Annotated in this window: 20 protein-coding genes and 1 tRNA gene; 3 read left to right on the plus strand and 18 right to left on the minus strand. The window is 65.9% G+C overall.

Features of this window, described 5'->3' with window-relative positions; translation table 11 throughout:
- The 15 genes from nuoK to BAY15_RS13215 all read right to left on the minus strand — a co-directional run bounded on the left by nuoK (nucleotide 1) and on the right by BAY15_RS13215 (nucleotide 12531).
- The gene (gene nuoK, locus BAY15_RS13145; RefSeq protein ID WP_068853402.1) at nucleotides 1-306 is read right to left on the minus strand and encodes an NADH-quinone oxidoreductase subunit NuoK; all 306 of its coding nucleotides are present in this window, start codon (nucleotides 304-306) and stop codon (nucleotides 1-3) included.
- A complete protein-coding gene (locus tag BAY15_RS13150; protein ID WP_176472628.1) occupies nucleotides 303-962 on the minus strand; it encodes an NADH-quinone oxidoreductase subunit J in 660 nt (219 codons plus the stop codon). The genes nuoK and BAY15_RS13150 overlap by 4 nt, the downstream gene beginning before the upstream one ends.
- 6 nt (nucleotides 963-968) lie before the next feature.
- The gene (nuoI, locus tag BAY15_RS13155) at nucleotides 969-1457 is read right to left on the minus strand and encodes an NADH-quinone oxidoreductase subunit NuoI (RefSeq protein ID WP_068853404.1); all 489 of its coding nucleotides are present in this window, start codon (nucleotides 1455-1457) and stop codon (nucleotides 969-971) included.
- Between the two features lie 3 nt (nucleotides 1458-1460).
- Complete coding sequence (gene nuoH, locus BAY15_RS13160) at nucleotides 1461-2552, minus strand: NADH-quinone oxidoreductase subunit NuoH (protein WP_068853406.1); 1092 nt, start codon at nucleotides 2550-2552, stop codon at nucleotides 1461-1463.
- On the minus strand, nucleotides 2549-4792 hold the full coding sequence (gene nuoG / locus BAY15_RS13165; RefSeq protein ID WP_068853408.1) for an NADH-quinone oxidoreductase subunit NuoG: 2244 nt from the start codon (nucleotides 4790-4792) through the stop codon (nucleotides 2549-2551). The genes nuoH and nuoG overlap by 4 nt, the downstream gene beginning before the upstream one ends.
- A complete protein-coding gene (gene nuoF, locus BAY15_RS13170) occupies nucleotides 4789-6129 on the minus strand; it encodes an NADH-quinone oxidoreductase subunit NuoF (RefSeq protein ID WP_068853410.1) in 1341 nt (446 codons plus the stop codon). Before nuoF ends, nuoG begins: the two co-directional genes overlap by 4 nt.
- Nucleotides 6130-6132: 3 nt before the next feature.
- Nucleotides 6133-6660 carry an NADH-quinone oxidoreductase subunit NuoE gene (gene nuoE, locus BAY15_RS13175; RefSeq protein WP_042614963.1) on the minus strand — a complete coding sequence of 176 codons (528 nt, stop codon included), beginning with the start codon at nucleotides 6658-6660 and terminating at the stop codon, nucleotides 6133-6135.
- Nucleotides 6661-6754: 94 nt separating this feature from the next.
- Complete coding sequence (locus BAY15_RS13180; protein ID WP_068853412.1) at nucleotides 6755-8062, minus strand: NADH-quinone oxidoreductase subunit D; 1308 nt, start codon at nucleotides 8060-8062, stop codon at nucleotides 6755-6757.
- Nucleotides 8059-8808 (minus strand): NADH-quinone oxidoreductase subunit C, encoded by a 750-nt coding sequence (locus BAY15_RS13185; protein WP_068853414.1) that lies wholly within the window; start codon nucleotides 8806-8808, stop codon nucleotides 8059-8061. The genes BAY15_RS13180 and BAY15_RS13185 overlap by 4 nt, the downstream gene beginning before the upstream one ends.
- 32 nt (nucleotides 8809-8840) lie before the next feature.
- Nucleotides 8841-9395 carry a NuoB/complex I 20 kDa subunit family protein gene (locus BAY15_RS13190; RefSeq protein WP_017354657.1) on the minus strand — a complete coding sequence of 185 codons (555 nt, stop codon included), beginning with the start codon at nucleotides 9393-9395 and terminating at the stop codon, nucleotides 8841-8843.
- Complete coding sequence (locus BAY15_RS13195) at nucleotides 9386-9742, minus strand: NADH-quinone oxidoreductase subunit A (RefSeq protein WP_026069699.1); 357 nt, start codon at nucleotides 9740-9742, stop codon at nucleotides 9386-9388. The genes BAY15_RS13190 and BAY15_RS13195 overlap by 10 nt, the downstream gene beginning before the upstream one ends.
- Nucleotides 9743-9854: 112 nt before the next feature.
- A tRNA-Leu gene (locus BAY15_RS13200) sits at nucleotides 9855-9939 on the minus strand.
- Between the two features lie 61 nt (nucleotides 9940-10000).
- Nucleotides 10001-10444, minus strand: coding sequence for a preprotein translocase subunit SecG (gene secG / locus BAY15_RS13205; protein WP_068854717.1), 444 nt, complete (start codon nucleotides 10442-10444; stop codon nucleotides 10001-10003).
- A gap of 22 nt (nucleotides 10445-10466) precedes the next feature.
- Entirely contained in the window at nucleotides 10467-11222 is a 756-nt protein-coding gene (gene tpiA, locus BAY15_RS13210) for a triose-phosphate isomerase (protein ID WP_068853416.1), read from the minus strand.
- 373 nt (nucleotides 11223-11595) lie between these two features.
- Nucleotides 11596-12531, minus strand: a complete 936-nt coding sequence (locus BAY15_RS13215) for an isopenicillin N synthase family dioxygenase (protein ID WP_068853418.1) — start codon at nucleotides 12529-12531, stop codon at nucleotides 11596-11598.
- A gap of 200 nt (nucleotides 12532-12731) precedes the next feature.
- Here BAY15_RS13215 and BAY15_RS13220 point away from each other — a divergent pair, with 200 nt between their 5' ends.
- From BAY15_RS13220 to BAY15_RS13230, 3 genes are read left to right on the plus strand one after another with little or no spacing between them, the layout of a single operon-like run.
- Complete coding sequence (locus tag BAY15_RS13220; protein WP_068853420.1) at nucleotides 12732-14597, plus strand: DUF3413 domain-containing protein; 1866 nt, start codon at nucleotides 12732-12734, stop codon at nucleotides 14595-14597.
- A 32-nt stretch (nucleotides 14598-14629) separates the two neighbouring features.
- Nucleotides 14630-15781, plus strand: coding sequence for a glycosyltransferase family 4 protein (locus BAY15_RS13225; RefSeq protein ID WP_068854718.1), 1152 nt, complete (start codon nucleotides 14630-14632; stop codon nucleotides 15779-15781).
- Entirely contained in the window at nucleotides 15768-16622 is an 855-nt protein-coding gene (locus BAY15_RS13230; RefSeq protein WP_068853422.1) for a polysaccharide deacetylase family protein, read from the plus strand. Before BAY15_RS13225 ends, BAY15_RS13230 begins: the two co-directional genes overlap by 14 nt.
- 34 nt (nucleotides 16623-16656) lie before the next feature.
- Here the strand turns inward: BAY15_RS13230 and glmM are convergent, their stop codons facing one another.
- The 3 genes from glmM to trpA all read right to left on the minus strand — a co-directional run bounded on the left by glmM (nucleotide 16657) and on the right by trpA (nucleotide 19839).
- Entirely contained in the window at nucleotides 16657-18012 is a 1356-nt protein-coding gene (gene glmM / locus BAY15_RS13235) for a phosphoglucosamine mutase (protein ID WP_068853424.1), read from the minus strand.
- Nucleotides 18012-18890: an acetyl-CoA carboxylase, carboxyltransferase subunit beta gene (gene accD / locus BAY15_RS13240; protein WP_068853426.1), complete on the minus strand. Its 879-nt coding sequence runs from the start codon at nucleotides 18888-18890 to the stop codon at nucleotides 18012-18014. Before accD ends, glmM begins: the two co-directional genes overlap by 1 nt.
- 139 nt (nucleotides 18891-19029) lie before the next feature.
- Nucleotides 19030-19839: a tryptophan synthase subunit alpha gene (gene trpA, locus BAY15_RS13245; RefSeq protein WP_068853428.1), complete on the minus strand. Its 810-nt coding sequence runs from the start codon at nucleotides 19837-19839 to the stop codon at nucleotides 19030-19032.

The raw sequence follows: 19839 nt of genomic DNA on the forward strand, positions 1-19839 counted from the left end.
TCAGCCCTTCAGCGAATCGACTTCGCCGACATTGATGGTGCGGCGGGTACGGAACAGGGTTACCAGGATCGCGAGGCCGATCGCGGCCTCGGCCGCGGCCACGGTGAGGATGAAGAACACGAACAGCTGCCCGGCCGTGTCGCCCATTTCGCGCGAGAACCCGACGAAGTTGATGTTCACCGACAGCAGCATCAGTTCGATGGACATCAACAGCACGATGATGTTCTTGCGGTTGAGGAAGATGCCGGCAAGGCTGATGCAGAACAGCAGCGCGCCGAGTGCCAGGATATGACCGAGGGTGATCACGGGGCAGCCTCCTCGTTGCTGGACGGCTTGGTGTTGGTGTGGACCACCGGGGTTTCCGACGCCATCTTGACCACGCGCAGGCGATCGCGGCCCTTGACCATGGTCTGCTCGGTCGGGTTCTGGGTCTTCAGGCCCGTGCGGCGACGCAGGGTCAGCATCACGGCGGCGACCACGGCCACGGTCAGGATGACGGCGGCGAACTCGAACGGCAGCAGGTATTCGGTGAACAGGCTGCGTGCCAGCCAGGTGATGTTGGAGCTGTCGGCGGCCAGCGCGGCGGCGTTGTCGGCCGGCAGCGGGTTGACCGCCCTGCCCTTCACGCCGATCAGGATCAGCATCTGCACCAGCATGGTGACCGCGACCACCAGGCCGAGCGGCAGGTAACGGACCCAGCCTTCGCGCAGGTTGGAGGCGTCGATGTCGAGCATCATCACCACGAACAGGAACAGCACCATCACCGCGCCGACGTAGACCAGCACCAGCGCCACGCCGAGGAATTCAGCCCCGACCAGGATCCAGATGCAGGCCACGGAGAAGAAGGTCAGGATCAGGCACAGCACGGCGTAGACCGGATTGCGCACGCTGATCACCGCCGCAGCGGAAATGCCCGCCACGATGGAGAAGACCCAGAAGAAGATATTTACCCAATCCATCATTCAACCTCAGCGGAAAGCGGCATCGGCGGCACGACGCTCGGCGATTTCGGCTTCAAGCCGATCACCGATGGCCAGCAGCTGCGGCTTGGTAACGATGTTTTCGCCACGGTTCTCGAAGTGGTACTCGAGAATATGGGTCTCGACGATCGAGTCCACCGGGCAGCTTTCTTCACAGAAGCCGCAGAAGATGCACTTGAACAGATCGATGTCGTAGCGGGTGGTACGGCGGGTGCCGTCTTCGCGCTTGGCCGAATCGATGGTGATGGCCAGCGCCGGGCACACCGCTTCGCACAGCTTGCAGGCGATGCAGCGCTCTTCCCCGTTGGGGTAGCGGCGCAGCGCATGCAGGCCACGGAATCGCGGCGACTGCGGGAACTTCTCCATCGGGTACATCAGCGTGTACTTGGGCTTGAACGTGTACTTCAGGGTCAGCCACAGACCGCCGAGCAGCTCGAGCAGGAGCAGGCTTTTGAAGTAATGGGTAATTCGATTCATCACTTAGACGCCCTTCTGGATCACGCCGTAGAACACCATCACAGCCGTTACCGCAATCCACGCGATGGTGAGCGGGATGAAGACCTTCCAGCCCAGACGCATGATCTGGTCATAACGGAAACGCGGGAAGCTGGCACGGAACCAGATGTAGGCGCTGGCGAAGAAGAACACCTTCAACAGCAGCCACGGGGCACCGCCCTTCCAGATCCAGTCGATCCACGGCGAGATGTCCGCCGTGATCCAGCCCTGGAACGGGCTCAGCCAACCGCCGAGGAAGAAGATCGAGATCAGGAAGCTGATCAGGATCATGTTGGCGTATTCGGCCAGGAAGAACAGCGCGAACGCACCACCGGAGTACTCGACCATGTGGCCGGCGACGATTTCCGATTCACCTTCCACCACGTCGAACGGCGCGCGGTTGGTTTCGGCAACGCCGGACACCCAGTACACGATGAACAGCGGGAACAGCGGAATCAGGAACCAGTCGAAGAAGCCGGAGTTGCCGGCCTGCGCCATCACGATGCCGCTCAGGTTCAGGCTGCCGGCAGCGATCATCACGCCAACCAGGGCAAAGCCCATGGCGATTTCGTAACTGATCATCTGCGCCGAGGCGCGCATGGCACCCAGGAAGGCGTACTTGGAGTTGGACGCCCAACCGGCCAGGATGATGCCGTACACGCCCAGCGAGGTCATCGCCAGCAGGTACAGCAGGCCGGCGTTGGCGTTGGACAGCACCACCTGTGCATCGAAGGGCACCACCGACCAGGCCGCGAAGGCCGGTGCCAGGGTGATCAGCGGCGCCAGCACGAACATCGCCTTGTGCGAGCTCGCCGGCTGGATGATCTCCTTGAACAGCAGCTTGAAGACGTCGGCGAAGGCCTGGAAGATGCCCATGCCCACGTACATCGGGCCGTGGCGGACGTGCATCCAGCCGATCAGCTTGCGTTCCCAGACCACGAAGAATGCCACCGCGATGATCACCGGCATGGCGATCACCAGGATCTTCAGCACGATCCACAGCAGCGCGCCAATCTCACCCAGGCCCAGGAGCCATTGGTGGAGCGGGTCGACCGCGTTCAACAGCAATTCGTTCATGCAGCCACCACCGTTACGCGTGCGGCACCCAGCGGTGCGGTTGCACCGTGGCCCGATTCAATCCAGACCGAGCCCGCGGCGACGCGGGCGTCGACCACCACCGGCAGCGTGGCGCGACCGGCATCGGTGCCGACCTTGGCCATCTGCCCTTCGACCAGCTGCAGGCGTGCGGCGTCATCGGCATTGAGCACGATGCGCGGCGCGGCGTTGAGCGGGTGCGACTGCAGCGCCTGGGCGCGACGGACCACCGCATCGGTGCGGTAGATCGCAGCAGTGGACGCCACTTCCAGGCCATCGCCGGCCACCGGCGTTGCCGCCGAGGTGGACACGGTGACGCTGACCGGAGCCAGGCTGGCACGCAGGCCGGCCAGGTCGGTGAACTCGAAACCGGCCAGGGCCAGTTCGCCGCCCAGTGCACGCAGCACGCGCCAGCCTTCACGGGCCTCGCCCGGCAGCTTGCCGCCGGCACGGGCCGACTGCTCGCGACCATCGAGGTTGGTCAGGGTGGCGTCGATTTCCGGCAGCGCGCCAATCGGCAGGATCACATCGGCCACATCGCGGGTCGAGGCGCAGGCGAACTGGCTGAACGCCACCACCTGGGCACCGGCCAGCGCCTTGCGGGCGGCGGCGGTATCGGCGAAATCCAGGCCCGGCTCGATGCCGTACAGGGCATAGGCCTTGCGCGGCTGGGCCAGCATGGCGTTGACGTCCTTGCCGGCCGGCAGCACGCCGGCGTGGGTCAGACCCACGGCATTGGCGCCCTGCGGGATGCGGCACAGCTTGGCACCGGTGGCGGCGGCGAAATCACGCGCGGCAGCGCGGATCGCGGCGGCCTGCGGGTGGTTTTCGGCGATGCCACCGACGATCAGCACGGCAGTGCCGGTCACGGCCTGGCGCAGGTCGGCGTTGCCCAGGGCCTCGACGAACTTCGACGGGGCCACGATCTGCTTGCCGGCCAGCTTGAAGGCGAAATCGAAATCGACCGGGTTGATCGCGTGGATCTTCGCGTTGCGCGTGGTCTGCGCCTTGCGCAGGCGGGCGTGCAGCAGCGGCAGCTCGTGGCGGATGTTGCTGCCGAGCACGACAATGCTGTCGGCGCCTTCGATCTCGGCCAGCGACAGGCCGAAGATCTCGGCAGTGGCGGCGTCGGAGAAGTCGCGGTTGTTGATGCGGTGGTCGATGTTGCCGGTGCCCAGGCCGCTGGCGAGACGGGCCAGCAGGGCGCCCTCCTCGTTCGAGGCCGACGGGTGCACCAGCACGCCGAGGTCGTCGCCCTTGTTGGCCGACAGGATCTCGCGGGCAGCGGCCAGGCCTTCAGCCCAGCTCACTTCCTGCCATTCGCCGTTGACCTTGCGCAGCGGCTTGACGGCGCGGTCGGCGCTGTACAGGCCCTGGTGCGAATAACGGTCGCGGTCGGACAGCCAGCATTCGTTAACCAGTTCGTTGTCGCGCGGCACCGAACGCAGCACTTCGCCGCGGCGAACGTGCAGGAACAGGTTCGAGCCCATCGCGTCGTGGTAACCCAGCGATTCGCGCGCGGTCAGCTCCCACGGACGGGCGCGGAACTGGAACACCTTGTTGGTCAGCGCGCCGACCGGGCAGACGTCGACGACGTTGCCGGACAGCTCGGTGGTCAGCGGCTTGCCGTCGTAGGTGCCGATCTGCAGGTTTTCACCGCGGTACATGCCACCCAGTTCATAGGTACCGGCAACGTCGGCGGTGAAGCGGACGCAGCGGGTGCACTGGATGCAACGGGTCATTTCGGTGGCGACCAGCGGGCCGATGTCCTCGTCGGGCACCACGCGCTTGCGCTCGTTGAAGCGGCTCACCGAACGGCCGTAACCGAGCGAGACGTCCTGCAGCTCGCACTCGCCGCCCTGGTCGCAGATCGGGCAGTCCAGCGGGTGGTTGATGAGCAGGAACTCCATCACCGAACGCTGGAACTTCAGGGCCTTTTCGCTGCGGGTGGCGACCTTCATGCCATCCATCACCGGGGTGGCGCAGGCCGGCGCAGGCTTGGGCGACTTTTCAACGTCGACCAGGCACATGCGGCAGTTGGCCGCGATCGGCAGCTTCTCGTGGTAGCAGAAGCGCGGGATCGAAATGCCCGCCTTGTCGGCGGCCTGGATGATCATCGAGCCCTTGGGCACGACCAGGGACTGGCCGTCGATCTCGACGGTCACATGCCCTTCCGGCACGATCGCCGGGGTGCCACCAGGATTGTTGGGTTGCGCGCTCATGCGGCGGCTGCCTCCACCTTCTTGCCGTCAACCATCGAATGACCGTTGACGATGTAGTACTCGAATTCGTCCCAGAACTGGCGCAGGAAGCCCTGGATGGGCCATGCCGCCGCTTCACCGAACGCGCAGATGGTGTGGCCTTCGATCTGGCCGGCCACTGCCTTCAACTGGTGCAGGTCTTCCATGGTGGCCTTGCCCGCGACGATGCGCTCGAGCACGCGGTGCATCCAGCCGGTGCCTTCACGGCACGGGGTGCACTGACCACAGGATTCCTTGTGGAAGAACTGGCTGATGCGGCAGGCAAACTTGACGCAGCACACGCTGTCGTCGAGCACCACGATGGCACCCGACCCCAGGCCGGTGCCCAGGGCACGCAGGGTGTCGTAGTCCATCTGCAGGCCCTTGAGCTCTTCGGCCTTCAGCACCGGCATCGACACGCCGCCCGGCACCGCGCCCTTGAGGGTGCGGCCCGGCTTGAGGCCGCCGGCCATTTCCAGCAGCTCGTCGAAGGTGGTGCCCAGCGGCACTTCGAAGTTGCCGCCCTGCTGCACGCAACCGGAGACCGAGAAGATCTTCGGGCCACCGTTCTTGGTCAGGCTCAGGCCCTGGAACCACTCCGGGCCGTTGCGGATGATCGCCGGCACCGAGGCATAGGTCTCGGTGTTGTTGATCGTCGACGGCTTGCCGTACAGGCCGAAGTTGGCCGGGAACGGCGGCTTGTAGCGCGGCTGGCCCTTCTTGCCTTCCAGCGACTCCATCAGCGCGGTTTCTTCGCCGCAGATGTAGGCGCCGGCGCCGAGCGCGCCATAGATGTCGATGTCCACGCCGCTGCCGAGGATGTCCTTGCCCAGCCAGCCGTTCGCATACGCGTCGGCCAGGGCCTGCTCGAAGTTCTCGAACGGCTCGTGGTGGAACTCACCGCGCAGGTAGTTGTAGCCCACGGTGCTGCCGGTGGCGTAGCAGGCGATCGCCATGCCTTCCACCACCGAATGCGGGTTGTAGCGCAGGATGTCGCGGTCCTTGCAGGTACCCGGCTCGGATTCGTCCGAGTTGCACAGGATGTACTTCTGCATGGTGCCCTTGGGCATGAAGGACCACTTCAGGCCGGTCGGGAAGCCGGCGCCACCGCGGCCGCGCAGGTTCGACTGCTTGACCATCTCGATGACCTGCTCCGGCGAGATCTTCTCTTCGAGGATCTTGCGCAGGGCGGCATAACCACCGGTCTTCAGGTAGTTCTCGTACGACCACGGGGTGTCGTAGTGCAAGGTGGTGTAGACCACCTGGTGCGGCAGCGGTGCGGGACCGACCGGACCCTGGGGTGCGTGATGATGTGCCATGTCTTACTCCAACCCGTCCAGCAGCTCGTCGACTTTCTCGACGGTCAGGCGCTCGTGGTAATGGCCGTTGATGACCATCATCGGCGCACCGGCGCAACCGGCCAGGCATTCTTCTTCACGCTTGAGGTAGATGCGGCCATCGGCGGTGGACTGGCCGGTCCTGCAGCCGAGCTTCTTCTCGGCATGCGCGACCAGGTCTTCGGCGCCGTTCAACCAGCAGCTGATGTTGGTGCAGAAGGCAACGTTGTGGCGGCCGACCTTTTCCAGCTCGAACATCGAGTAGAAGCTGGCCACTTCGTAGGCCCACACCGGCGGCAGGTCCAGGTACTTGGCCACGCCGGCGATCAGCTCGTCGGTCAACCAACCGGCGTTCTGTTCCTGGGCGGCGTGCAGGCCCTGCAGCACCGCCGAACGCTTGCGGTCCGGCGGGAACTTGGACAGCCAGTGATCGATGTGCGCGCGCGTCTTGTCGCTCAACACCACCATCGGGTCGACGTCGCGCGCCGCCTCGAAATTACCCGTCGCCTTCATCGGCCGACCTCAGCGAATACCAAATCGTTAAAAACCAGAACCTGCAGCGCCGGCAGCAGCCGGCGGGTGTCAGGCATCGTGCGGGCGGTGGCCATTACCGGTCCACCTCGCCGAATACCAGGTCGTAGGTGCCGATCATGGCCACCACGTCGGCGAGCATGTGCCCGCGCACGACCGAGTCGATCGAGGACAGATGGGCGAAGCCCGGCGCGCGCAGGTGCACGCGGAACGGCTTGTTGGCGCCATCGGACATCAGGTAGCAGCCGAATTCGCCCTTGGGCGCTTCAACCGCGGCGTAGGTTTCGCCGGCCGGGACGCAGTAGCCTTCACTGAACAGCTTGAAGTGATGGATCAGCGCTTCCATGTCGTCCTTCATGTCCTCGCGGCTGGGCGGGGCGACCTTGAAGTTCTTGACCATGACCGGGCCGGGGTTGGCACGCAGCCACTGCACGCACTGCTTGATGATGCGGTTGGATTCGCGCATCTCGGCCACGCGGACCAGGTAACGGTCGTAGCAGTCGCCTTCCTTGCCCAGCGGGATGTCGAAATCCACGGCATCGTACTTGGCATACGGCTGCTTCTTGCGCAGGTCCCAGGCCACGCCCGAGCCACGCAGCATCACGCCGGTCATGCCCCAGGCATGCGCCAGTTCCGGGCTGACCACGCCGATGCCGACCGTACGCTGCTTCCAGATACGGTTGTCGGTGAGCAGGGTTTCGTATTCGTCGACGCGGCCGGGGAACTCGACCGTGAAGTTTTCCAGGAAGTCCAGCAGCGAACCTTCGCGCGAGGCGTTGAGGTTCTTCAGGGCCTTGCCCTTGTGCCAGCGCGATTCCTTGTACTTGGGCATCTGGTCCGGCAGGTCGCGGTAGACGCCGCCCGGACGGTAGTACGCCGCGTGCATGCGCGCGCCGCTGACCGCTTCGTAGCAGTCCATCAGCTCTTCGCGTTCGCGGAAGGCGTACAGCATCACCGCCATCGCGCCCAGGTCGAGCGCGTTGGACCCCAGCCACATCAGGTGGTTCAGGATGCGGGTGATTTCATCGAACATGGTGCGGATGTACTGGGCACGCTCGGGCGCTTCGATTCCCATCAGGGTTTCGATGGCGCGCACGTAGGCGTGCTCGTTGCACATCATGGACACGTAATCCAGGCGGTCCATGTAACCGATGGACTGGTTGAACGGCTTGGATTCGGCCAGCTTTTCGGTACCACGGTGCAGCAGGCCGACGTGCGGGTCGGCGCGCATGATGGTTTCGCCGTCCATTTCCAGGATCAGGCGCAGCACACCGTGCGCGGCCGGATGCTGGGGACCGAAGTTCATGGTGTAGTTGCGGATTTCCTGGCGCAGTTCGGCCGGGTTGCTCGCAAACGCCTGGTGGGCTTGGTGGATCTGGCTCACTTGCTTGCCTCCGTCTGCGCGCTTTCGCCGGCAGCGGTCTGGAAACGGGCGTCGTCACGGATCACGCGCGGCACGCCGACACGCGGCTCGACCGAGGTGACCGGCTCATAGACAACGCGCTTCTTTTCTTCGTCGTAGCGGACTTCGACGTTGCCGATCAGCGGGAAGTCCTTGCGGAACGGATGCCCCACGAAGCCGTAGTCGGTCAGGATGCGGCGCAGGTCCGGGTGGCCTTCGAAGATCACACCGAACAGGTCGAACGCTTCGCGCTCGAACCAGTTCAGGCCCGGCCACACGCTGGTCAGCGAGGCGACCACCGGCAGTTCCTCGTTCGGCGCAAAGCAGCGGATGCGCATGGTGAGGTTGTGCTGGTAGGAACGCAGCTGGGCGACCACGGCGTAGCGCTGCAGCGGCACCGGCTGCGGCTGGGCGCCATCGCTGGTTTCGCGGGTGGGGAACTCGCCCCAGGCGAAACGGCCGACGGACTTGCCCTCGACGCCACGGCTGAAGCCCTGCGAGGAGACATCGGAGGTGTCCCACTCGTCGCTGCCGTAGCCGAGGTAGTCCAGGCCGCACAGGTCAACGGCCTGCTCGAAACCGAATTCGTCGCGCAGCGCCAGAGCGGTGGCATGCCAGTCAGCGGCGGGCACTTCCAGCGTCACTTCGCCGCGGGGTTCGACCACGAAGACCTGCGCACCAGCGAAACGTGCGGAAAGTCGGTCGATGAAGGATGCTTGCTCTGCCATGGGGGCTTGGCGTGCTCTTGTCAGGAGGAATGTCAGCGGGCGATGGTCTGCGTACGCCAGATCTTCTTCTGCAGCTGCAGGATCCCGTACACCAGCGCTTCGGCGGTAGGCGGACAACCGGGGACGTACACGTCCACCGGCACCACGCGGTCGCAACCACGCACCACTGCATACGAGTAGTGGTAGTAGCCGCCACCGTTGGCGCAGCTGCCCATGGAGATGACCCACTTCGGGTCCGGCATCTGGTCGTAGACCTTGCGCAGGGCCGGGGCCATCTTGTTGACCAGGGTACCGGCCACGATCATCACGTCGGACTGGCGCGGCGACGGGCGGAACACCACGCCGTAGCGGTCAAGGTCCAGGCGCGCGGCACCGGCATGCATCATCTCAACCGCGCAGCAGGCCAGACCGAAGGTCATGGGCCACATCGAGCCGGTACGTGCCCAGTTCAACAGCGCGTCGACGCTGGTGGTCACATAGCCCTTCTCGAGCAGCGGGTTGTCGCCTTCGGGGCGCAGGATGTCATCGACCCGCCCTTCCGGGACCGGGTTGTTCATCAGGCCATCGAGAGTCTGAATTACTCCCATTCCAGCGCTCCCTTCTTCCAGACGTAAATGAAACCGAGGAAAAGCATGCCCACGAACAGGCCCATCGTGACCAGCGAACGTGCGCCCAGCTCCATGAAGACCTGGGTCCACGGCACGATGAAGATGATTTCCAAGTCAAATACGATGAACTGGATGGCGATCAGGTAGTAGCGCACATCGAACTTCATGCGCGCGTCCTCGAAAGCCTCGAAGCCGCATTCGTACGGCGAGAGCTTTTTCAGATCGGGACGCCGGGGACCGAGGAACCGGCCGACCAGCATCAGCGCAACGCCGATACCGGTGGCAACAATCAGAAACAGCAGAGACGGCAAATATTCGGCCAGCACAGCGATTCTCTCTTGCCTCTGCCGCCACGCCTGCAGGCGTCTTGGCATGGGGGAGTGGACGGAAAACGCTACTGGCGCTTTGCGCGCCAGACGTATCCGCTTACAAACAAAATGGTGCCCAAGAGGGGACTCGAACCCCTACGACCTAAGTCGCTACCACCTCAAGGTAGTGCGTCTACCAATTCCGCCACCTGGGCTTACGTATCGCGCCGGGAGTTCCAATCGAATCCCCCAACGCGCCGCATATTGTAACCGTCTTCAGGGAGTCTGGGAGCCTTCCGAAGGCTTTTCTTCACCCGATTTCGGCGTTTCCGCCTGAGCCGGCACAGTAGCCTGCGGAACCGGCTGCTGGGCAGCGGCTTCCGGGGCCTTCGGCACGGCCGGCAGCTCACCTGCGGGGACCGCCGGGGCGCTGGGCGCCACCGGGGCAGACATCACGCCGAGGTCCTGCTGGACCGCCGGGCGCGCGCCATGGCTGGCGTACCAGGCCATGAACAGGCTGATGCCGAAGAACACCACGGCCAGCCACTTGGTCGACTTGGACAGGAAGTTGGACGCGCCGCGCGCGCCGAACACCGTGCCCGAAGCGCCGGCACCGAAACCCGAGCCTGCGGCCGCGCCGGAACCACGCTGCATCAGGATGAGCGCGATCATGGACACCGCGACCAGCACGTAGACCACATTGAGGATCAACATCAGCATTTCGAATCCGCCCTCGGGCATGTCAAATAGCGGCCGCCGCATGGGCGATGGCCAGGAAATCCGCGGCCACCAGCGAGGCGCCGCCCACCAGCCCACCATCGACATCGGGCTGCGCGAACAGTTCCGCTGCGTTGTCGGGCTTCACGCTGCCGCCGTACAGGATGGGCAACGAATCGGCAATTCTAGCATCGAGCTTGGCCACTTCGCCACGGATGAACGCGTGGACCTGCTGGGCCTGCTCCTTGGTGGCGGTCCGGCCGGTGCCAATGGCCCAGACCGGCTCATAAGCCACCACGGCATGCTGGAACCCGGCCGGGCCGACCAGCTCCAGCACGGGCGCCAGCTGGCTGGCGATGACGTCTTCGGTCTGGCCAGCCTCACGCTGCTCCAGGGTTTCGCCCACGCACAGCACCGGCACCAGGCCGGCATGCACGGCGGCGGCGAACTTGCGGGCCACCAGCTCGCTGCTTTCATTGTGGTACTGGCGGCGCTCGGAATGGCCGACCAGCCCATAGCGGGCACCGACGTCGGCCAGCATGGCGGCGCAGACTTCGCCGGTGTAGGCGCCCTTTTCGTTGGAGCTGACGTCCTGCGAGCCAAAAGCGACGGCACGGCCCTCGAAGGCTTCGACCAGCTCACCCAGGTACGGAAGCGGCGGCAGGATGACGACCTCTACCCCACCCTTCGGCAGGCTGGCGACGATATCGCTGACCAGCTCGGTCGCGAATTGACGGCTGCCGTGCAGCTTCCAGTTACCGGCGACGATCTTGCGGCGCATGGGGGGCTCCTTTGGGGTATCAGCCGGCAATGATACCGGATGTAACGAATGCGCGTTTCCCGAAAACGCTTACATTTCAAATGGATATTGGATACAGGTCGGACCAGCCCACCGGATCCGCGATGGGCACATGGTTGATTGATCCCGATCCCGATACGCCCGCACCAGGTCGTAGCCCCGGCCGTTGGCCGGACACCGCGCGCAGCGCGGCAACGCGTCCGGAACCGGTGACCCACCACTGCCCCTCGGCGTCCGGGGTTTATACCCAACCGCAATCATCCATCACGGATTGATGGACCCGGATCCAAGAGCGTCCGGCCAACGGCCGGGGCTACGCTGAAATGAACAAGGCCACCCTTCGGTGGCCTTGTTCTTATTTCAGCTTGATCTCACGCAGCCGCTCTTCGAGGAAGCCATGCGCGGTGATCGGCTCCGGGTAGCGGCTCGGGTTTTCCGGGGTGATGCAGGTCGGCAGCACGTCGATCAGGAAATCCGGGTTGGGGTGCAGGAAGAACGGCACCGAGTAACGCGGCTGGCGCGCCTGTTCGCCCGGGGGGTTGACCACCCGGTGGATCGTGGACGGGTACACGTGGTTGGTCAGGCGCTGCAGCATGTCGCCGATGTTGACCACGATGGTGTCCGCGTCCGAGGTGAACGGCACCCACTTGCCCTCGTGCGACTGCACTTCCAGGCCGGCCGCACTGGCGCCCACCAGCAGCGTGATGAAGTTGATGTCGCCATGCGCGCCCGCGCGCACGTTCGGGATGTCGTCGGCGGTGATCGGCGGGTAGTGGATCGGGCGCAGGATCGAATTGCCGTTGTTGGTCTTGTCGGCGAAGAAGTCGATCGGCAGGCCGATGTGCAGCGCCAGGGCCGACAGCACGCGCGAGCCCAGCTTGTCCAGTTCCTGGTACAGGCCGTAGCCCTTCTCCTTGAAGCCCGGGACCTCGGTCGGCCACAGGTTGGGGGCCATCACGTCACGGTACTTCGAGTCGTCCGGGATCTCACGGCCGATATGCCAGAACTCCTTCAGGTCGAAGTGCTTGGAGCCCTTCGCCGTTTCCACGCCGAACGGCGTGTAGCCACGCGCACCGCCGGTGCCCGGCAGGTGGTACTGCAGCTTGGTGGCTTCCGGTAGCGCGAAGAAGGCTTTGAATACGTCGTAGGCCGCGTCGATGTCCGCCTGCGGGATGCCGTGGTTGCGGATGCCCGCGAAACCCCATTCACGGTAGGCCGCCCCCAGCTCGGCGACGAAGGCATCGCGGTCACTGTCGAAACGGGTGATGTCGAGGGTGGGGATCTGGCTCACAGCGATTCCTGGCTTGTTCGTGGTGGGTATGCGGGGCCACGCCTGTGGCCCGGCTGAACATTGTGCCAGATCGGACAATCGACGCCGCCGATAGGTTGATACAAACCGATACAATGCGCCCGCCCACCGCGTCGACGCGGCCGGGCGGCACAGGACGCCGCCGCCACGTCTTCCGATTCACCCTATCTGACCGACCCTGCATGGACGTATCGCGCCCCGCCTCCCCTTTGCCCGCACCCACGCGCTGGACGCGACTGGGTTGGCTGAGCCTGTTCACCGCCATCAACGCCTGCGTGGCCATCGCCATCGCGCTGGGCAACACGCCCCTGCACGACAACCCCGGTGGCGCATTGGGGCTGGGCTACCTGGCCCTCGCCCTTCCGGGTCATTTCCTTGCCTTCGGCAGCCTGGTGTCGCTGCTGCCACTGGCCGTGGGGCTGTGGCCGCGCTCGCCGCGGCCGCTGGTGGTCAGCGCCGTGCTGCTGCAGGGAATGTGGCTGTGCCTGCTGCTGGTGGATGCAAAGGTCTTCGCGCTGTACCGCTTCCACCTCAATGCCATGGTGATGAACATGGTGTTCGGGGGCGCGCTGCAGGACCAGGTGGCCCTGTCCTGGCAGAGCTGGCTGCAGTCGCTGGGCGTGCTGGCGGCCGTGGCCACCGCCGAAGTCCTGCTCGCCTGGGCCTGCTGGAAACTGGTGCCCGACCGCACCCGGCGTCGCCCGGTGCTGTTGGCCTGGGCCGCCGGACTGGCGCTGATGGCTACCGGCCAGATCGCCACGGCCTATTACGACGCCCTGGGCGAGCGCGCCGTGACCGGCCAGTGGGCCTACCTGCCGTGGGCGCAGCCGATCACCGCCAAGCGCCACATGCACCGCCTTGGCGTACGCAGCCTGCCGCAGGCCAACCTGCCCGATCCGCGCCACAGCCAGCTGCAGTACCCGCTGCAGCCGCTGCGCTGCCAGAGCCACACCCGACCCAATGTGCTGGTGGTGGTGCTCGAATCGCTGCGGCATGACGCGCTGGATGCCACCACCATGCCCAACACCTGGGCGCTGGCGCAGCAAGCGGAGGTGTTCGACCGCCACTACAGCAGCGGCAATGCCACCCGTTATGGCCTGTTCGGCCTGCTCTACGGCCTGCCCGGCGGCTATTGGTCCAGCATGCTCAGCGAGCAGCGCGGCTCGATCCTGTTCGACGTGCTGCAGCGACAGGGCTACGACCTGCACCTGTACGGCAGTGCACCGCTGTACAGCCCCGAATTCGACCGCACCGTGTTCGCCCAGGTACGCGACCAGCTGCATACCGCGCCGTCGTCGTTGGCGGTCGCCGCGCGTGACCAGCACATCGTTGATGCGCTCGGTGCGGACATCCGCCAGCCCGGCGGCGGCCACTGGTTCGGCACGGTGTTCCTGGACAGCACCCACGCGCCGTACCACCTGCCGGAGGCCTACCCTGCGCTGGCCACGCCGATGGCCACGGAGGTGAACTTCCTTGCCTTCGACGACGAGCACGACGCCACGCCCGAGCGCAACCGCTATCGCACCGCCGTGCATTACACCGATGCCTTGATCGGCCAGCTGCTGGCGACCCTTCGCGAGAGTGGCCAGGCCGACAACACCATCGTGCTGGTCACCGGCGACCACGCCGAAGAATTCAACGACCTGGGCCTGAACTACTGGGGCCACAACGGCAACTTCTCTGACTACCAGATGCAGGTGCCGTTCGTGCTGCACTGGCCCGGGCGTGACCCGGCACGGCACGACGCCGCCAGCAGCCACGAAGACTGGGTGCCGACCCTGATGCGTCACGGGCTGGGCTGCGAGAACGCGCTGGCCGATTTCAGCACCGGCCAGGACCTGTTCGACGCCACCCGCCCTGCGCGTCCCCTGCTGGTGGAAAGCTGGTCGCAGCGCGGCATCCGTGAAGGCGACCGCACCTACGTGTTCGACAAGTTCGGCAACGCCACCACCCTGGACGCCCACTACCTGCCCCTGCACGACCAGCCGCCGGACCCGGCGGCAGTGCGGACTGCCTGGAACGCGTTGACCCACTTCCGCAAGCAATGACGTTGATTATCCAGACCCCTGGAACGTTCATGATGAACAAGCCCCTCAAAATCCTGCACACGGAAGCCGCCAAGGGATTTGGCGGCCAGGAGATCTACATCTACCGGCACATGCTGGCCATGCGCGAGCGCGGCCACGACGTGTCGCTGCTGTGCCAGCCCGGTGCACGCCTGGGCGAAGTGGCGCGCGAAGCGGGCTTCACCGTGCATGCGCTGAAAATGGGTGGGCTGCTGCGGTTGCTGCGCGGCATCTGGTCGGTGAAACGGCTGGTGCGCCGGCACACCTATGACGTGGTCAACACCACCAGCCGCCGCGACGCACTCATTGCCGCCGCCGGTGCGCGCCTGGCCGGCGCGCCGCTGGTGGTGCGCTCACGGCACCTGATGAGCCCGGTCAACTCCCTGCTCACCTACACCGGCCTGCCGCACCGGGTGCTGACCGTGAGCAGCTTCGTGAAGCAGTTGCTGGTCCACCGCGGCGTGGCCGACGGCCACATCGGCATCGTTCCGCCCATCGCCGTGCCGCCGCAGTGGTCGCAGGCGCACAGTGATGATGCCTGGCAGTGCCTGCAGGAAACCCGTGCCGAGGTTCGCCGCGAACTCGGCTTCACCGATGACCAGATCGTCGTCGGCTGCGTCGCGGTGCTGCGCGAAGCCAAGGGCCACGCCGACCTGCTGCGCGCCATGGCCCCGCTGTGCCGCCAGCAGCCGAACCTGCAGCTGGTGATCGTGGGCGACGGCCAGCCCGTGCTGGATCAACTCAAGGCGCTGCGCGAAGCGCTCGGCATCGCCGCGCAGGTCCACCTGCTCGGCTACCGCCACGGCGCCTGCCGGTTGATGACCGGCTTCGACATCTTTGCCCTGGCCACCCACAAGGAGGCGGCCGGCACGGTGTTCCTCGAGGCCGCCTACGTCGGCGTGCCGATCGTGGCCACGCGGGTCGGCGGCGTGCCGGAGATGCTGGTGGAAGGCAGCAATGCCCTGCTCGCCCCGCTCGGCGACCAGGCCGCGCTCACCCGCGCGCTGCAGACCCTGGTCGAGCAGCCGGAGCGCCGCCGGCAGATGGGCCAGGCCGGGTGGGACTGGATGCGCAGCGCGCACCGCTTCACCCCGACCGGGCACACTGAAGCCACCGAACACTATTACCACCAGTGGTTGAAGGAACTGGGCCATGGCCAACGCTAGAACCGTGCCGGTGCTGATGCACCACCACGTGTCGCCCTCGCCGGGCATGATCACGGTGTCGCCGGAAAACTTTGAAAGCCAGATCGACTGGCTGGCCGGCAACGGCTGGACCTCGCTCACGCTCGAGCAGTACGCCGGCTTCCTGGCCGGCAGGCCCGTCCCACGGAAGTCCATCGTGATCACCTTCGATGACGGTTACCTGGACAACTGGGTGTACGCGCACCCGATCCTGCAGAAGTACGGCATGCACGCCGTGGTGTTCGTGGTCACCGACTGGATGGGAGAAGGTCCGGTACGGCCGCACGCCGGCCAGCCCGGCGCGGCACTGCCCCCCACGCCCGACCACCGCGGCTGTGAGGCGGCAGTTCTGCGCGAGAACCGCCACGACGACGTGATGATGCGCTGGAGCGAAGCGCGCGCCATGATCGACGCCGGCACCTTCGAAGTGCACTGCCACACCCACACCCACACGCGCTGGATGAAGCAGGACATCAGCCGCGAGCAGAAGCGCGAAGGCATCACCCGCGACCTGGAAATGGCGCGCAGCGTGCTGCAGGAACAGCTGGGCGAAGTGTCCGACACGCTGTGCTGGCCCTACGGCGATTTCGACGAGGACTACCTGCCCATCGCACGCGCGCAGGGCTTCCGCTACCTGCACACCACCCACCCGTTCGGCCGCAACGTGGTCGGCGGCGATCCGGAACACATCTACCGTTTCGCCATCCGCAACCGCCCCGCCAGCTGGCTGCGCAAGCGCATCGCGTGGAGTTACCACCCCTTGATCGCGCCGGTGTTCAACCGGTTCAAGGCCAGGCAGAAAAAAATGGTGCCGGGACCGTAACGCAAAAAAAACCCGGCCGAAGCCGGGTTTTTCATTACGCTGCGGCTGCTGCTTTCACCGCGCTGGACAGGCTGTCCAGTGTGGCCTGCATCAGCTCGGCGGTATCTGCTTCAACCGTGACGCGCACCACCGGCTCGGTGCCGGAGGGGCGCAGGAACGCGCGGCCGCGGCCCTTGACCGCCTGCTGCGCAGCGGCCAGTGCCGACTGCACGCCTTCGGACTGCACGATCACCTTTGCAGAAACACCCGCCAGGCGCACGTTGACCGTCTTCTGCGGTACCCGGGTCAGCCCGACCAGCGATTCGCGCAGGCTCTTGCCTTCCCGACGCAGCACTTCCAGGACCTGCAGCGCACTGACGATCGCATCGCCCGTGGTGGCGCGATCCAGGCACAACAGGTGCCCCGACGCTTCACCACCGAGCACCCCGCCACCTTCCACCAGCGCCTGGTGCACGTAGCGGTCGCCCACATTGCTGCGCTGGAACGGCAGGCCCAGGCGTTCCAGCGCCTGCTCCAGCCCGAAGTTCGTCATCAGCGTGCCCACCACCGGACCGCGCAGGCGCCCGCTGCGCTGCCACGACGGGGCCAGCACATACAGCAGGTCGTCCCCGTCGACCGGGTTGCCCTGGTCATCGGCCATCAACACGCGGTCACCGTCACCATCGAATGCGATGCCCAGGTCTGCACCCACCTCACGCACCTTGGCCGCCAGGTTGTCGATGTGCATCGAACCGACGCCATCGTTGATGTTGACCCCGTTCGGCTCGGCACCGATGGCCACCACCTCCGCACCCAGCTCCCGGAACAGCAGCGGCGCGATGTGGTACGTGGCGCCGTGAGCGCAGTCCAGCACGATCTTCAACCCGCGCAGGTCAAACCCGCGCGGCACGCTGGCCTTGCAGAACTCGATGTAGCGGCCCACTGCATCACGACCGCGCGCGGCCTTCCCCAGCCGATCCGAATCGGCCGTGGTGAAATCGGTATCCAGCGCCGCTTCCAGCGCCAGCTCCGTTGCATCGTCGAGCTTCTCGCCATCGGCGGAGAAGAACTTGATGCCATTGTCGTAATGCGGGTTGTGCGAGGCACTGATCACGATCCCGGCGTCTGCGCCCAGCGTACGGGTCAGGAACGCGACCGCCGGGGTCGGCATCGGCCCGAGCAGCTGCACGTCGGCCCCGGCCGCGACCAGCCCGGCTTCCAGCGCCGCTTCGAACATGTAGCCCGAAATGCGCGTGTCCTTGCCGATCACCACCACCGGCCGATGACCGTTACGCTCGGTCAGCACGCGGCCAAGCGCATTGCCCAGGCGCAGCACGAAGTCCGCCGAGATGACGCCCTGCCCGACCCGACCGCGGATGCCGTCGGTGCCGAAATACCTGCGCGCGCCCATCAGGCAGCAGCGTCCGGGGCGGGCTGGCGGCCCAGCATGGCCAGCAGGTCGGACAGGCGGTCACGCATCTCGCGGCGGTCGCAGATCTGGTCGATGGCGCCGTGCTCAAGCAGGAACTCCGAGCGCTGGAAACCTTCCGGCAGCTTCTCGCGCACCGTCTGCTCGATCACGCGCGGGCCGGCGAAGCCGATCAGCGCCTGCGGCTCGGCGATGTTGATGTCGCCCAGCATCGCGAACGATGCCGACACGCCACCGGTGGTGGGATGGGTCAGCACCGAAATGTACGGCAGCCCCGCCGCGCGCAGGCGACCGAGCGCCGCCGAGGTCTTGGCCATCTGCATCAGCGAGAACAGGCCTTCCTGCATGCGCGCACCGCCACTGGCGGAGAAGCACACGTAGGGGGCGCCGATTTCCAGCGCCTTTTCCGCGGCCAGCGAGAAGCGCTCGCCGACCACAGAGCCCATCGAGCCGCCCATGAAGGCGAAATCGAAGGCCGAGGCCACCAGCGGCCGCCCCTTGAGCAGACCCTGCATGGCGATCAACGCATCGTACTCGCCGGTGTTCTTCTGCGAGGCCTTGATGCGCTCGCTGTACTTTTTCTGGTCCTTGAACTTGAGCAGGTCGGTCGGCCCCAGGCGCGCGGCGATTTCAGTGGTGCTGTCAGCGTCGAACAACGACGCCAGGCGCGCCCGCGCGCGGATGGCCATGTGATGGCCACACTTGGGGCAGACTTCCAGGTTCTCTTCCAGCTCAGGACCGTAAAGCGCGCTGCCGCAGCTGCTGCACTTCTCCCACAGGCCCTCGGGGACGCTGCGCTTCTTGCTGGGGACGTTGTCGGTGCGGATGCCCGACGGCATCAACTTGCTGAGCCAACTCATGCGGGATGACACTTCCGTTCAGGGCGGCCCGAGGGCCGCAAAGGCGGACAGTCTAGCTCACCCGTTCCATGGCCGGGACCCCCTGCCGGCGGGGTTATCCCGGCGTGAAAACCATGCTGGGCCGTACGTTGCGACCTTCTCAGGCATCCAGCGCGGCGCGCAGCGGCTGCAGGAAGGTACGCGCCACCTGGGCAGCGCCGGCGGCATCCACCGCCTCGGCCAGGGCCGCCACCAGCGCGCTGCCGACCACCACGCCATCGGCCTCTACTGCCATGGCGGCGGCGCTCTGTGCGTCCTTGATGCCGAATCCGGCCACCACCGGCACGGTCGAGCGGCTGCGCAGGTCACGCAGGCGGGTGCCGGCAGCGCTGCTGTCGAGCCGTTCCGACGCACCGGTGACACCGGCAAAGCTTACGTAATAGAGGTAACCCCTGGCCATCGACGAAAGCAGATCCAACCTGGCGTCCGCCGTGGTCGGCGACGCCAGCAGGATCAGCGCGAGGCCGGCAGCGGTGAAGATCTCCAGGGTTTCGGCCGCCTCTTCCGGCGGCAGGTCCACCAGCAGCACACCATCCACGCCCGCCGCGATTGCCGCCTCGGCAAAGCGCGTCGTGCCGTGGATCTCCACCGGGTTCAGATACCCCATCAGCACCACCGGGGTGGTGGTGTCGTCACGCCGGAACGCCTGCACCGTGTCCAGCACGTAACGCAGGCCAGCGCCGCGCGCCAGCGCGCGTTCGGAGCTGCGCTGGATGGTCGGGCCATCGGCCATCGGGTCGGAGAACGGCACCCCGAGTTCGATCACGTCCGCACCGGCAGCGGCCAGCGCATGCATCACCGGCACGGTCGCATCCAGGCCCGGATCGCCGGCGGTGATGAACGGAATCAGCGCCTTGCGGCGACTGGCACGCAGGCGGGCGAAACAGGCGTCGATACGGGCAACAGGCAT

The sequence above is a fragment of the Stenotrophomonas rhizophila genome (assembly GCF_001704155.1).
In the GTDB taxonomy this organism is placed as follows: Bacteria; Pseudomonadota; Gammaproteobacteria; order Xanthomonadales; family Xanthomonadaceae; genus Stenotrophomonas; species Stenotrophomonas rhizophila_A.